The sequence below is a fragment of the Novosphingobium aerophilum genome (assembly GCF_014230305.1).
Classification (GTDB): Bacteria; Pseudomonadota; Alphaproteobacteria; order Sphingomonadales; family Sphingomonadaceae; genus Novosphingobium; species Novosphingobium aerophilum.
On sequence record NZ_JACLAU010000004.1, the window covers coordinates 29,648 to 44,395 of the forward strand.

9 protein-coding genes are annotated in these 14,748 nt (G+C 69.3%); 3 read left to right on the forward strand and 6 right to left on the reverse strand.

Features of this window, described 5'->3' with window-relative positions:
- Nucleotides 1–9: 9 nt before the first annotated feature.
- From H7F49_RS04535 to H7F49_RS04545, 3 genes are all read left to right on the forward strand, one after another.
- Complete coding sequence (locus H7F49_RS04535; protein ID WP_185682390.1) at nucleotides 10–2,262, forward strand: autotransporter assembly complex protein TamA; 2,253 nt, start codon at nucleotides 10–12, stop codon at nucleotides 2,260–2,262.
- Nucleotides 2,262–6,452: a translocation/assembly module TamB domain-containing protein gene (locus H7F49_RS04540; protein ID WP_185682391.1), complete on the forward strand. Its 4,191-nt coding sequence runs from the start codon at nucleotides 2,262–2,264 to the stop codon at nucleotides 6,450–6,452. The genes H7F49_RS04535 and H7F49_RS04540 overlap by 1 nt, the downstream gene beginning before the upstream one ends.
- 168 nt (nucleotides 6,453–6,620) lie before the next feature.
- Nucleotides 6,621–8,882 (forward strand): putative bifunctional diguanylate cyclase/phosphodiesterase, encoded by a 2,262-nt coding sequence (locus H7F49_RS04545; RefSeq protein WP_185682392.1) that lies wholly within the window; start codon nucleotides 6,621–6,623, stop codon nucleotides 8,880–8,882.
- A 7-nt stretch (nucleotides 8,883–8,889) separates the two neighbouring features.
- On the opposite strand, the gene H7F49_RS04550 is transcribed toward H7F49_RS04545, so the two are convergent.
- From H7F49_RS04550 to H7F49_RS04575, 6 genes are all read right to left on the reverse strand, one after another.
- The gene (locus H7F49_RS04550; protein WP_185682393.1) at nucleotides 8,890–9,390 is read right to left on the reverse strand and encodes a CHAP domain-containing protein; all 501 of its coding nucleotides are present in this window, start codon (nucleotides 9,388–9,390) and stop codon (nucleotides 8,890–8,892) included.
- A gap of 337 nt (nucleotides 9,391–9,727) precedes the next feature.
- Nucleotides 9,728–11,137 carry a type I glutamate--ammonia ligase gene (gene glnA, locus H7F49_RS04555; protein ID WP_185682394.1) on the reverse strand — a complete coding sequence of 470 codons (1,410 nt, stop codon included), beginning with the start codon at nucleotides 11,135–11,137 and terminating at the stop codon, nucleotides 9,728–9,730.
- Between the two features lie 104 nt (nucleotides 11,138–11,241).
- Nucleotides 11,242–11,580 (reverse strand): P-II family nitrogen regulator, encoded by a 339-nt coding sequence (locus H7F49_RS04560; RefSeq protein ID WP_185678187.1) that lies wholly within the window; start codon nucleotides 11,578–11,580, stop codon nucleotides 11,242–11,244.
- A 269-nt stretch (nucleotides 11,581–11,849) separates the two neighbouring features.
- Nucleotides 11,850–12,773 carry an N-acetyl-gamma-glutamyl-phosphate reductase gene (gene argC / locus H7F49_RS04565; protein WP_185682395.1) on the reverse strand — a complete coding sequence of 308 codons (924 nt, stop codon included), beginning with the start codon at nucleotides 12,771–12,773 and terminating at the stop codon, nucleotides 11,850–11,852.
- A gap of 11 nt (nucleotides 12,774–12,784) precedes the next feature.
- Entirely contained in the window at nucleotides 12,785–13,126 is a 342-nt protein-coding gene (locus H7F49_RS04570; RefSeq protein WP_185682396.1) for an SH3 domain-containing protein, read from the reverse strand.
- A gap of 148 nt (nucleotides 13,127–13,274) precedes the next feature.
- The gene (locus H7F49_RS04575) at nucleotides 13,275–14,660 is read right to left on the reverse strand and encodes a leucyl aminopeptidase family protein (RefSeq protein WP_185682397.1); all 1,386 of its coding nucleotides are present in this window, start codon (nucleotides 14,658–14,660) and stop codon (nucleotides 13,275–13,277) included.
- Between the last annotated feature and the right edge of the window lie 88 nt (nucleotides 14,661–14,748).

Consider the following 14,748-nt stretch of genomic DNA (forward strand, 5'->3'; position numbering starts at 1 on the left):
CGCCATTTGATGCCCTGGCTTGCCGCAGGGCTCGCGGCCGGTTGTGCGGCGCCGGCCCTGGCCCAGCCCGCAACGCTAGAGCCCGCAACGGTCGATCCCGCAACCGTCCAGGCTGCGCCAGTTCCGCCGGCGGTGGTCCTGCCCGCGCCCGTGCCCCCGTCCGACGCGGATCTGCACGATCTGATTCCCGATGCCGCCCTGGCCGATCCCGAGGCTTGGGCGAAAAGTGCGCCGGTTCCGCCGGGCGAGCCCACCCTGGTCTTGCCAGCCACGCCTGCGGCCGGGCCGGTCGATCCCGCCGCCCCGCTCGCCGAATTGCCGGGGATGACCGTGCCCTGGCCCGATACCACGGCGGACAAGCCGGCGCTGGCCTCGCTGCCGCCAGATCCCGAAGTGACGGCGCTCGCCGGCCAGCCCGCCGATGGCCAGCCCCAGGTGCTGACCGCAGGGGACGAGGTCCGCGTCTCGGACCACCTGTCGCTGGTCTTTCCCGCCCGTCTGCAGACCTTTCCGGAACGCCCCGCCTTCCTTGACCGCTTCGCCAAGCTGTCGGCCCTGGAACGCTATGACAGCCGGGATGCGACCTTCGCCCAGGTCTCGGCCCGGGCCCGGGCCGATCGTGACCTGATCGCCCAGTTGCTGCGGATCTACGGGTACTATGACGCGCTGGTGACCCAGACCGTGGGGAAGGGTGGGGCGACCGCGACCGGGCCCGGTGGCCCAGAGGCGCGGGCCGACGTGGCGGTGCGGTTCGACATCGAGCCCGGTACCCGCTTCCGCTTCGGCACGATCGATCTGGGTCAGCTCGATCAGGCCGGTCCCGATGCCGCGGCCCTGCGGCGGACCTTCGCCATCGCCCCGGGCGATCCGCTCGACAACGATCGCGTCGTGGCCCAGCGCGGCGCGCTCGATGTCGCACTGGGGGAGGGCGGACACACCTTCGCCAAGGTGGGCGATCCTGCTCTGGTGGTCGATCACAAGCGCCTGGAAGGGGACCTCACCCTGCCGGTCGAGCCGGGCGGCATATATGCCTATGGTCCGGTGATCAGCCAGCAACCGCGCTTCCTCTCGTCCGGGCACCTGGCGGACATCGCGCGGTTCAAGCCGGGCCAGCTCTACAAGCGGTCCCAGCAAGAGGATCTGCGCCGGGCGATCCTGGCCACAGGGCTGGTTGCCAGTGTGACGGTGACCCCGCGCGAGACCGCGCCGCCGCCCGCACCGGGGCAGCCCGGGACAGTGGCCATGGACGTGGCGATGACACCAGGGCCGCTGCGCACGATTGCCAGTTCGGTGGGTTACGAGACCGGCAACGGCTTCCGCCTGGAGGGGAGCTGGGAACACCGCAATTTCTTCCCGCCAGAGGGCATGCTGCGGCTGCGCGGTGTGGCCGGCACGCTTGAGCAACTGGCCGGCACCACGGTGCGCTGGAACAACTGGCATGGCCGCGATCAGGTGCTGACCCTGGACCTCTATGCCAACACGGTGCAGCGCGATGCCTACACCGCGCGGACCATCGCCTTTGGCGCGAGCTTCGAGAAGCTGACCACGCTCCTGTTCCAGAAGCCTTGGATCTGGGCTGCGGGGCTGGAAATCCTCGCCACGCAGGAGCGGGAAAGCGCCGTGGGTGGTCAGTCGGTGCCGCGCAACACCTTCTTCATCGCCGCCCTGCCGCTGCGCGGTGCGCTCGACTATTCGGACAACCTGCTTGACCCGACCCGGGGCTGGCGGGCCGGGTTGCGCGTCTCGCCCGAGATTTCCAAGCAGCAGAACGGCCGAAGCGTGGAGTATGCCCGCGTCCAGTTCGATCTGTCGGCCTACAAGTCGGCCGGTTCGCGGGTGGTTCTGGCGGCCCGCGCCCGCATCGGCACGATTCCCGGCACCGATCTCGCTAACATCGCCCCGTCCCGCCGGTTCTATGCCGGCGGCGGCGGATCGGTGCGCGGCTATGGCTTCCAGGAGATCGGCCCCCGCAACAACGCAGGCGATCCATCCGGCGGGCGTTCGCTGGTCGAACTCAGCGCCGAGGCGCGCATAGCCACCGGGCTGCTGGACGGCGCGGTCGAGCTGGTGCCGTTCGTCGATGCCGGCACCGTGGCTGAATCGATCACCCCAACCCTGTCCGGGCTGCGTTACGGTGCGGGTCTGGGCCTGCGCTACAAGACCGGGTTCGGCCCGATCCGCCTCGACGTGGGCACACCGCTTAATCCGCGACCGGGCGACAGCCGGGTGACCGTCAGCGTCGCCCTGGGGCAGGCGTTCTGATGCCCGGGGCGGTAGACTTCCCCGAACCCTCGGCGCAGGAGGAAGTCCGGCAGCGGAGCCGCGGCCTGCGCGGCTGGCCACGCTGGCTGCTGGCCGGACTGCTCGCGCTGGTCGGACTGGTGGTGATCGGTCTGGTGGTGCTGGAAAGCCCGATCGGCCACCGCTTCGTGGTTGACCGGATCGCCCGTTATGCCCCGGCGTCGGGGCTGCGGGTGGAGGTGGGGCGGATCGACGGATCGCTGATGGGCGCGGCCACGCTCCACGACGTGCGCTTCTCCGACCCGCAGGGGCCATTCCTCGATGTGCCTGTGGTCGAACTCGACTGGCGGCCGCTGCACTGGTTCACCTCGGGGCTCGACGTGCGCAAGCTGGTCCTGCGCCGCGGACTGCTGCACCGCGCCCCGCAGCTGAACCCCGGCGATCCCGATGCCCCGATCCTGCCCGATTTCGACATCCGGATCGATCGCTTCGAGCTGGACCGGCTGACCGTCGACAAGGCCCTGACCGGCGCCGCCCGGCGCATCGACCTGGTGGCACAGACCCGGATTCGCAAGGGCCGGGTCTATCTGCGGACCGATGCCGAACTGGGCGGGCGTGACCGGCTCCACGCCTTTCTCGACAGCGAACCCAAGGCCGACCGGTTCCAGGTCCGGATCGATTATCAGGCCCCGCGCGGCGGCGTGCTGGCCGCCTTGGTCGGCGCGCGCGGCAGCCTGGCGCTGCGGGTCAACGGGGCGGGAAGATATGCCGATTGGCGCGGCCGAGCGGTGCTGGAGCAGGGTACGGCGCGGGTGGCCGATCTGGCGCTGGGCAACAGGGGCGGACGATACAGCCTGGTCGGACCGGTGCATCCTGGCCCCTGGGTCAGCGGCGTGCTGGCCCGGGCGACCGGCGAAACCGTGCAGGTGCGGGCCGAGGGAACCCTGGTCGATTCGGTCCTGTCCGGACAGGCGGAAGCCGTGGCGCGCGGGCTGGATCTGGCCATCGACGGGACGGCCGACCTGGCCCGTAACGCCCTGCGTGGGGTCCATCTGGTCGCTCGCAGCCGCGATGCGGCACTGCTCGGCCCCGGCACCCGGATTGAGCAGGCGCGCTTCGCGGCCACACTCGACGGCCCCTTGCGCGAGCTTGCCGTGGATCACCGCTTCACCGCGGCACGGATCGTCTATGTTGGCTTCGCGGCGGCGAACGTGGTTCAGCAGGGTAAGATCCTGCGCAGCGCCAAGGGCTGGTCGCTGCCGGTCGACCTGACCACCGGCCGGATCGTGACCGGCAATGCCATGGTCGATCCCCGCCTGACCAGCGGCCGGGCGCGGGGAACGATCCGGCTCGGCGGGACGCGCCTGTCCTCGGGCGATCTTGTGGTCGGTGCGCCGGGCCTGGGGGCCTCGCTCACCCTGGCCGGGGACACCGCGCAGGGCGAGTACCGCCTGACCGGACCGGTCGCCGCGCGTGACGTTGTCCTCGCCAATCTGGGCCTGGCCAACGCCGATCTCCGGCTCGACGCCCGGTTCGGGCGGCGGCCGTTGCTGGTCGACGCGGCCGTGCGCGGGCGGATGACCCAGGTCCGCAACGCGACCCTGACCACGCTGGCCGGCACCGGTATCCGCTTTGCCGGCGGGGTCCGGGTGGGCGGCGCCCAGCCCCTGCTGTTCCAGCGCTTCGCGATCGACGGCAGCAAGCTGGCGGTGGCGCTGAGCGGCCGCAACCTGCCCGGCGGCGTGACCACGCTGTCCGGCACGGGCAAGCACGTCCAGTACGGCCGGTTCACGCTGCAGGCTTCGGTCGCAAAGGATGGGCCGCATGCAGTGCTGGTTCTGGCCGACCCCCTGCCGGCGGCGGGCCTGCGCGACGTTCGGGTGGCCCTGGCGCCGATCGCGCAAGGCTTCCGGATCGAGACCGCCGGGCAATCGCGGCTTGGGCCGTTCGAGGGGCGCCTCGGGCTCCATTCGCCCCCGGGAGGCGACACCCGCATCGTGGTGGAAGAGATGAAGGTCTGGCAGACGGCCGTGACCGGTGAGCTTACGCTGGGTCAGACGGCCGCGACCGGAGCGCTCGCCCTGGCCGGAGGCGGGCTCGACGGAACGATCCGCCTCGCCCCGCGCGATGGCGGCCAGGGCTTTGACCTGGCGCTGACGGCCGAGAATGCGAGGTTCGGCGGGACCACCCCCCTGGGCATCGCCCTGGCTCGGGTCAGCGCCAGCGGCAGCCTGATCGACGGGCACTCCACGGTCAGCGGCAACCTGTTCGCCGAAGGGGTGCAGCAGGGCAGCCTGTTCATCGGGCGGATCGCCGCCAACGCCGCGCTGAAGGACGGGGTCGGCAAGGTCAACGCCTCGCTCTCCGGGCCTCGCGGCAGCCGGTTCGCGCTGCAGGTCCTGGCCGACATCAGCCCCGACCAGTACCGTCTGCTGGCTCAGGGCGACTATGCCGGGCAGCGCATCGCCATGCCGCGCCGGGCGGTATTGACCCGGGCAGGGGACGGGTGGGAGCTGGCCCCCAGCCAGATCGATTTCGCCGGGGGGCGGCTGATCGCCTCGGGCCGGTTCGATGGCGAGACCCGGCTCGATCTGGCCATGGCGGACATGCCGCTGGACCTGATCGACATCGTGACGGCCGATCTCGGGCTGGGCGGCAAGGCGTCCGGCACGGTGGCCTGGCGGGCTTCGGCGGAGGGCGTGCCGACCGCCGAGGCGCGGCTCGACGTGCGGGGATTGACCCGCTCGGGCCTGGTGCTCAGCTCGCGCCCGATCGATCTCGCCATCGTTGCCCGGCTGGCCGCCGATAGCCTCGAAACCCGCGCCGTGGTGCGCGAAGGCGGGGCGGTGCGGGGACGGTTGCAGGGGCGGATCGATCGTCTGCCCGCGGCCGGCACCCTGATCGAGCGGCTGCAGGCCGGCGCCCTGTTCGGGCAATTGCGCTATTCGGGCCCTGCTGACGCGCTGTGGCGGCTGGCCGCGCTGGAGACCTTCGATCTGAACGGTCCGATCGACGTGGCGGCCGATATCACCGGGGCGCTGAAGGACCCGGTCATCAACGGTTCGCTCGCCAGCAGCGGCCTGCGCCTGCAGAGCGCCCTGACCGGAACCGACATGCGCAATGTGTCGGCGCGCGGCACCTTCGCCGGATCGCGCCTGCAACTGGCGGCGTTCAGCGGCACGGCCCGCAACGGCGGCCAGGTCAGCGGCAGCGGCATGGTCGACCTGTCGGGCCTGGGCGTAGGACATGGCCCGGCGATCGACCTGCGGCTGGCGGCCCGCGACGCCGAGCTGATCGCACGTGACGACATGGCCGCGACGATCAGCGGGCCCTTGCGGATCGTCTCCAACGGGGTCGGCGGGACGATCGCCGGGCGGGTGACGATCGGCGCCGCGCGCTGGAATCTCGGCCGGGCCTCGGTCACGGCCGAACTGCCCAATGTCCGTACCCGCGAGATCAATCCGCGTGCCGACATGGCCCCGACCCGCGCTCCGGCAGCGCCGTGGCGCTACCTGATCGACGCTCACGGGGATGGCCGGATCGATGTGCGTGGCCTCGGGCTCGACAGCGAATGGGGGGCCGACATCCGCCTGCGCGGAACGACGGATGCCCCCGCCATCCAGGGCCAGGCGCAACTGGTGCGGGGCGGGTACGACTTTGCCGGCAAGCGCTTCGAACTGACCAAGGGGGTGATCCGCTTCGATGGCAACAGCCCGCCCGATCCCCGCCTGGACATCGCCGCCACCGCCGAGGTGACCAACCTGACCGCCACGGTGGCGGTCCAGGGTACGGCAGGCAAGCCAGAGATCCGGTTCAGCTCGGTGCCCTCCCTGCCCGAGGAGGAGTTGCTTTCGCGCCTGCTGTTCGGCAGCTCGATCACCCAGTTGTCCACCCCTGAGGCGGTCCAGATCGGGGCGGCCCTGGCGTCGCTGCGCGGAGGCGGGGGCCTTGATCCGATCAACAAGCTGCGCACCGCGATCGGGCTGGACCGGTTGCGCATCATGGGCGCCGACGCGACCACCGGACGCGGCACGTCGGTGGCGGTCGGCAAGAACCTGGGTCGGCGGTTCTATGCCGAGATCGTCACCGACGGACGGGGCTACAACGCCACCCAGTTGGAGTACCGGGTGACCCGCTGGCTCTCGATCCTGGCGAGCGTTTCCAGCCTGGGTCGGCAGGGGATCGATGCCCGGGTCAGCAAGGATTACTGAGATCGTTTGAACCCACGCCTTTGTGCGGCTTTCCGGCAGGTCAGGTCTTGCCAAAGGGTCTAGGCCGGATCGGTGTTCTTCCGCTGAATTGTTGGGGCCAGATTAACCAGATTTTCGGGTCGGGCGGTCATAGCCGATGCCATGGCGTCCAGGGACAAGCTTGGTCAGATGTTCCGCGGTCTCGTGCGCGCGGAAGCCGGCATGCGCCGGGCGATGCTGGTCATCTTCGTTGCGCTGGCCACCTTCACCGCAGCACTGGTCGGGGGTTTCTTCCACGCCACCCGCACCGCCGACGAGGCGATCCGCGCCGGTGAACGCCAGTTGCTCGAGAACCAGATCGAGGTCACCGTTCGCGGGTTGATGGACACCCAGACGCTGCAGGTGACCTGGGACGATGCCATGCGCAACGCCGGACAGGGCCATCGCATCGACCCGACCTGGACCGACACCTACTTCGGCACGTTCCTGACCGAGACGCTGGGGGCCAACGCGATCTACCTGATCGACCCGCAGGGAGAGCTGCTGCGCAGTTGGGAGGGGGGCAATTCGGGCCGCCCATCTCGCTATCGGGCCCTGGTTCCGCAAGTCCGCGCGGCGCTGCGGATCGTCGACAGCGACACATCGCTCAGCGGCCGCCCGGTGACCTATCGCCAGTTGACCGATGCCCGCTGGCCGTTCGGTGCCGATGGACGTCCCTTGCGGCGGCGATACGGCGGCCTGATCGATCATCATGGCCGCCCGGCCCTGATGACGGTCATCACCGTCCTGCCCGACTCCCATTTCGAGCTGCTGCGACAACGGCCCAACCTGCTGGTGACCGTGCGCGACATCGACCCGGCTCTGCTGGCCCGCATCGGCGGGGCGACCCTGTTGACGGACTTGCGGCTGGAACGCGGCCCACCGGCCTCGACCCGGCGCAATGCGATGGCCATGGTGGACGGAAACGACCGCGAACTGGGCTGGCTCACCTGGCAACCCCACGTGGTCGGCCCACTGCTGTTGGTGCGCACGGCGCCGCTGCTGGCCGGCTACATCCTGTTTTACTGTCTGGTCCTCGCGATTGGCGCGGTCGGGATTCGCGAAGCCATCCGCGTTTCGCGCGAACTGGCCGCCAGTGAGGCGCGGGCCCAGCATATCGCGCTGCACGATTCCCTGCTCGGCTTGCCCAACCGCACCCATGTGATGCAGCGCCTGACTGCGCTGCTCGAGGAATGCCGGGACAGTGGCGAGCAGGTGGTGCTGGCCTACTTCGACCTCGACCGGTTCAAGGCGATCAACGAAACCGTGGGCCATCATGTCGGTGACGACGTGCTGGTCCAGGTCGCCGAGCGCCTGCGCCGGACCCTGCGTCCCGGCGACGTGCTGGGGCGGCTTGCCAGCGACGAGTTCGTGCTGGTCCGCCGCGGCGCCGATGGACGGACCTGCGCCGACGAGCTGGGGGCCGAACTGATGGCCCTGTTCGCCGAACCCTTCATGGTGTTCGGGCAGACCGTGGCGATCACCGTGTCCTGCGGCATTTCGTGGGGTCCGGAGCAGGCGGCCGATGCCAAGGCGGTGCTGCGGAACGCCGACGTGGCGCTGTTCGAAGCCAAGGCCAAGGGCCGCGCCCGCTATCGCCGCTTCACGGCCGAGCTCGACGCGACCATCCGCTGGCGGCGCGACATCGAAGGCGAGCTGCGCCGCGCGATCGCCTGCGATCACCTTGCCATGGCCTATCAGCCAATCATCAACCTGGCCGATGGCTCGATTGCGGGGTTCGAGGCGCTGGTGCGCTGGCACCACCCGGAACGCGGGGACATCAGCCCGGGTACCTTCGTGCCGGTGGCGGAACAGTCCGGATTGATGCCCGAACTGGGCGAATGGGTGCTTCGCCGGGTCTTTGCCGACAGCCACGATTTCGGGCTGGCCGAGATCTCGATCAACCTGTCCCCGCTCCAGCTGGTCACGCGCGACTTCGTCGGCACCCTGCGACGCCTGATCGGCGAGGAATGCGTCGATCCCAGCCGCTTCAGCTTCGAGATCACCGAGGGCGTCCTGCTCGACCGGTCACAACGCGTGCTGGATCTGCTCGCCGAACTGCAGGACATGGGCTTCCGCGTCGCGTTGGACGATTTCGGGACCGGCTATTCCTCGCTCGCCTATCTGCGCACCTTCCAGTTCGACCGGATCAAGATCGACCGCAGCTTCGTGCAGGGGATCGAAAGCGACATCGACGCCCAGTCGATCCTCCGCGCGATCGTGGCGCTGGGCCGCACCTTGCGGATGAAGGTCGTGGCCGAAGGGGTCGAGACACTGCTCCAGCAGCAACTGGTCCATGCGGCGGGCTGCCAGTACGTTCAGGGCTATCTCTACTGGCGCGCCCTGACGCCGGAGCAGGTGATCGGCCTGCTCGCCACCGACAAGGTCAGGTCCTACCGCCTGGCGGTGTGAGCGCCGGTCAGCGCTTCAGGCCCAACGCCGCGCCTGCGGCCCGCGCGGTTGCCAGAGTGGCTTCGGCGGCGGGATAGATGAACCCGAAGGCCGGGCTGACGCGCACACCGAGCGACCGCGAGGGCGCATGCCACACCCGCACCGCACTCCAGTCTCCCCCGGCCGACACGTCGACCGCCATGACGCCGCGTTCGACCTGCCCGGGGCGCGACCAGTTGGCGTGATCCAGCAGCACGTGACGATCGTCGATCACCTTGCTGACCACCGCGACATGACCCATCGGCATCGATCCGGTGGCGCGAAAGGCCAGGACCGATCCGGCGCGGGGGGTCTGGCCGCGCTGGTAGATGCCCAGCGCCCTGGCCCACCAGTCGCGCGCGTTGCCGGCCAACTGGATCAGCGAATGGGCCCGGGCAAAGGCCACGCACTGGATGCGCGCCTGCGCCTCCACCGGCGTGGCGAGCAGCACCAGCGCTGCCGTGATCGCACCAAGAACCCGTCCCGTCATCGCGGGCCGGTCTGGCCCACGGGGAGAGATTCGGAAACCTGCCCAGTCTGCGGTTCGTCGGGCGTTGCAAACGGTTGGTCCCGAGTCCGCGCGGCTTGTGGAAAAGGCTGCGGGGATCTGCGTCGGAGCCGCGCGAACTTCGTGAAGTTCACCCTGGTGCGACCGGCAAAGGGAAGTTTGCCCGGTGCGGCAAGACAACGATGCAAAGAACCGCGCGCAGTGTGGCATGGGCGCGGCGAGTAGGACAGCGCGGCCGGCTGGTGCCCGCGCGCGGCCCCAACGGAAAAGGCGCCCCGGTTGCCCGGAGCGCCCTTCCTGTCTCGGTGATCCGAAGGGATCAGGCCGAATAGTACATGTCGAACTCGACCGCCGACGGCGTGGTTTCCCAGCGCAGCACTTCCGGCCACTTCAGTTCGATATAGGCTTCGATCTGGTCCTTGGTGAACACGCCGCCTTCCAGCAGGAAGTCGTGATCGGCCTCGAGCGATTCCAGCGCCTCACGCAGCGAACCGCAGACGGTCGGGACCTCGGCCAGCTCGGCCGGGGGCAGGTCGTACAGGTTCTTGTCCATGGCTTCGCCCGGGTGGATCTTGTTCTTGATCCCGTCGAGACCGGCCATCAGCAGCGCCGAGTAGGCGAGGTAGGGGTTGGCCATCGCGTCGGGGAAGCGGAACTCCACGCGCTTCGCCTTGGCGCCGGCGCCATAGGGGATGCGGCACGAGGCCGAACGGTTGCGGGCCGAATAGGCCAGCAGCACGGGGGCTTCATAGCCCGGCACCAGGCGCTTGTAGCTGTTGGTGGTCGGGTTGGTGAAGGCGTTCAGCGCCTTGGCGTGCTTGATGACGCCGCCGATGAAGTACAGGCACATGTCCGACAGACCGGCATAGCCGTTGCCGGCGAACAGCGGGTTGCCTTCCTTCCAGATCGAGATGTGCGTGTGCATGCCCGATCCGTTGTCCTTCATGATCGGCTTGGGCATGAACGTGGCGGTCTTGCCATAGGCCTGGGCGACCTGGTGCACGACGTACTTGTAGACCTGCATGCGGTCGGCGGTCTGCACCAGGGTGCCGAAGGTCAGACCCAGCTCGTGCTGCGCCGAGGCGACCTCGTGGTGGTGCTTGTCGCAGGGCAGGCCCATCTCGATCATGGTCGAGACCATCTCGCCGCGGATGTCGACCAGGCTGTCGACCGGGGCGACCGGGAAGTAGCCGCCCTTGGCGCGCGGACGGTGGGCGAGGTTGCCGCCTTCGTATTCCTTGTTCGAGTTGGTCGGCAGCTCGATGTCGTCGATCGAGAAGCCGTTGCCGTTGTAGCCGTCATAGAAGCGGACGTCGTCGAACACGAAGAATTCGGCTTCCGGACCGACATAGACGGTGTCGCCGATGCCGGTGGCCTTGACGTAGGCCTCGGCGCGCTTGGCGGTCGAGCGCGGGTCGCGGGCGTAGAGGTCACCGGTCGAGGGCTCGACGATGTCGCAGTTGATGATCAGCATCGGCGTGGCCGAGAACGGATCGACATAGACCGAGTCCAGATCGGGCTTCAGGATCATGTCGGACTCGTTGATGGCCTTCCAGCCCTCGATCGACGAACCGTCGAACATCAGCCCGTCTTCCAGCTCGCCTTCGCCAAGCACCGAGGCGACCATCGTCAGGTGCTGCCACTTGCCCTTCGGGTCGGTGAACCGCAGGTCAACCCACTGGATTTCCTCGTCCTTGATGCGCTGGAGGACGTCGCTAGCCTTGGTCATTCGTGATCCCTTTGTTGTATTCTTTCCTTCGCCCCGGATGGGCCGGGACGATGGAAACCGGTGATGATGTCTACCCCTGTGACGCCTTGACCTGTCCGGACGGATCAGATCGCCGCGTCGTCCCGTTCACCCGTACGGATGCGCAGCGCGCTTTCGATCGGGATGACGAAAATCTTGCCGTCGCCGATCCGCCCGGTCTGGGCTGCGGCGGCGATCGCCTCGACGGTGCGCTCGGCCAGTTCGTCGGGCACGACCACTTCGAGCTTCACCTTGGGCAGGAAGTCGACGACGTACTCGGCGCCGCGGTACAGCTCGGTGTGCCCCTTCTGGCGGCCGAAGCCCTTGGCCTCGGTGACGGTGATGCCGGACACGCCGATTTCGTGCAGCGCCTCCTTCACCTCGTCGAGCTTGAACGGCTTGATGATCGCTTCGATCTTTTTCACGTCACGTAGACCCCTGCGCGTGGTCCGATCGCCCATGTCCGCCCTGGCGGTCATGTTGACCGGACCGGATGTCCCTTGTCTCGGGCCGTTGGTATCAAGAATCGTGCCAGAGACCTTCGTCAGCCCTAGGCCAAGGGCGACGGATCGAAAAGAGTGGATTCGCAAGATTCGCGTCTGGCAGGCCAACGACGGCGAAATTACCTGTCAGGCAATCGTGGGGAATGATGCCCAAAAATTGTGCGCGCCCTGCCTTAAAAACAGGCAGATCGTCAGCCGTGCAGTCCCGACGTTTCGGGCAGGCCGGCCATCAGGTTGAGATTCTGCACGGCGGCGCCGCTGGCGCCCTTGCCCAGGTTGTCGAGCACGGCGATCAGGCGCGCCTGGGTGCCATCGGCCGCGCCGAACACGCGCAGCTCGAGCCCGTCCCACGGGCTGGCCGAGCGGCGCAGCAGCAGTTCATCGGCCGGATCGGCCACGACCCGGACCAGCGGCGAATCGGCATAGAACGAAGCCAGGGCGTCGCGCAGCGCATCCGGGCCGGCGGCGCCGGGCATCGCCGCGAGCGGCAGCGGGATTTCGACCACCATGCCGCGATGGGCGGGGATCACCGCGGGGGCGAAGACCGGCGGGTGCGCCAGACCGCAGAGTCGCTGCATCTCGCCGATGTGCTTGTGCCCCAGGGCCAGCCCATAGTCGCGGAAGGCGATATCCGGATCGGCCTCGAAGCGTTCGATCAGCGCCTTGCCGCCGCCGGAATAGCCGGACACGGCATTGACCGTGTAGGGCCAGTCCGCCGGGAGCAGGCCGGCGCGGACCAGCGGGGCGAGCAGGCCGATGAAGCCGGTCGGATAGCAGCCCGGGTTGGCGACCCGCGCTGCCGCGGCGATCGCCTCGCGCCCGACCACCTCGGGAAAGCCATAGGTCCAGCCGGGCGCGACACGGTGCGCGGTCGAGGCGTCGATCACCCGGGTGGTGTCGTTGGCGATCATCGCCACGGCAGCCCGCGCGGCATCGTCGGGCAGGCAGAGAATGACGAAATCGGCCGCGTTGAGCGCCTCGGCCCGGGCGGCATCGTCCTTGCGGCGCGCCTCGGGCAGGGTGATCAGGTGGAATTCAGGGCGCCCCGCCAGGCGCTCGGCGATTTCCAGCCCGGTCGTGCCGACCGCGCCATCGATGAAGACGGTCCGGGTCATTCCGCTCCCCGTTATTCGACCGCGTGCAGGGCCTCGGCCGGGACATAGCCGACCAGGCCATCCTCGGCATCGGCTTCGCCCACCTGGCCCCAGGCCCAGGTTCCGGCCAGGTCCAGCACCTGGAAGCCGGTGCCCGTGGGCAGGACCGCCAGCACCTCGGCATCGGCGCGGGCCGCGCTCAGCACCTGGGTGCCGGCGCCGTTGACCCGGTGGGGCAGGGGGACGACGTAGTGCGGCACGAACACCTTTCCGGCGAGGCGGATATGGGCAAGATCGCCCCGCACCGGCAGGTGGGCGGGATCGTGCTTCTCGCTGGGCCCGGACAGCGAGTAGCTGATTCCGGGCGTGGTCATGGCGGCAATGTCGGTCAAACCTTCCGGGGCCCCTCTCGCATGCGAACCGGGGCGCTTATACAATAGCAGGCTTTCAGGCAAGTTGACGCCCGCAGTCATCCCCGTGCGGCGCAGGAGGAAGGGCGCCGAACCCGGCCGATGGCTCCGCTCAGGCCCCAAAGCGGCCCCGCAGCATATGCCAGGCGGCGCGCAGGCCCAGGGCCTCGCCCCCCTTGGGCCGGCCGGGCTTGGCCACCGGGCGCCAGGCGAAGGTGTCGAAATGGGCCCAGTCGACCCCGTCCGGCACGAACCGGTCAAGGAACAGGGCCGCCGCGATGGTCCCGGCGAAGCCGTTGCTGGGCGAATTGTTCAGATCGGCCACGTCGGATTTCAGGTAATCGCGATAGCCGGACCACAGCGGCAGCCGCCAGCACGGATCGTCGCAGGCGGTGCCGGCCGCCAGCAGGGCTTCGGCCGTGGCGTCCTGGCGGGCGAACATGGCGGGCAGGTCCGGCCCGAGGGCGACCCTGGCCGCACCGGTCAGGGTGGCGAAATCGATCACCAGCGCGGGCTTGAGTTCCCCCGCGCGGGCCAGCGCGTCGCCCAGGACCAGCCGGCCCTCGGCATCGGTGTTGCCGATCTCCACCGACAGGCCGGCCCGGCTGCGCAGCACGTCGCCGGGGCGGAAGGCATTGCCGGAGATCGCATTCTCCACCGCCGGGATCAGCAGGTGCAGGCGGATCGGCAGGGCCGCCTGCATGATCAACTGGGCCAGGGCCAGGGCATGGGCGGCGCCGCCCATGTCCTTCTTCATCAGCAGCATCGCCGAGCTGGGCTTGATGTCCAGCCCGCCCGAATCGAAACAGACCCCCTTGCCGATCACCGCCACGCGGGGATGGGTCGGATCGCCCCATTCCAGCTCGATCAGGCGCGGCGCATGGGCCCGGCCGGCGGCGCGGCCGACCATGTGGACCATCGGATAGTCGCGCTCCAGCAGATCGCCCTTGGTCACGTGGAGTTCGGCCCGGTGGGCCTTGGCCAGCGCCGTGGCGACGGCCTCGAGCTCGGCCGGGCCCATGTCCTCGGCCGGCGTGTTGACCAGATCGCGGACCAGTTCGGTGGCGGCGGCCTCGGCCAGCGCGGGCGCGATCGCCTTGACCTCCTTGGTCACCAGCACCCGGGGCGCCTCGTCCGGCGCCTCGCTGCGGTAGCGGTCGAAGCGATACTGCGCCGTGACCCAGCCGAGCAGCGCCGGTCCCGGGGCATCCTCCTCCAGCCGATAGGTTCCCGCCGGCAGGACTTCGGCCAGCCTGGCCAGGCACCAGCTCGACAGCGCGCCCGGGTTGGCCACGCCGCCCACCGCGAACCAGCCGTCGCCATCGGGCACGATCGCGGTCTCGTAGCCCGCACCCTCGAACTTCTGCGCAGCCAGGGCCGCGCGCTGGCCGGCGTTGAGGCGCTTGGCCCAATCGGCGAAGCCATCCTTGCTGACGAGGTGGAGGGCCGTGGCCGGCTGGCCGCGGTCGGGCTGGATCAGATCGTGCTTGTCGGTCATGCGCGCGGCACCTTGGCCCAGCCCGATCGGCGATGCGAGAGGAAAAACGCGAGGCAACCCTTGAGAACGTCTCGCAAATCGGGCCGGG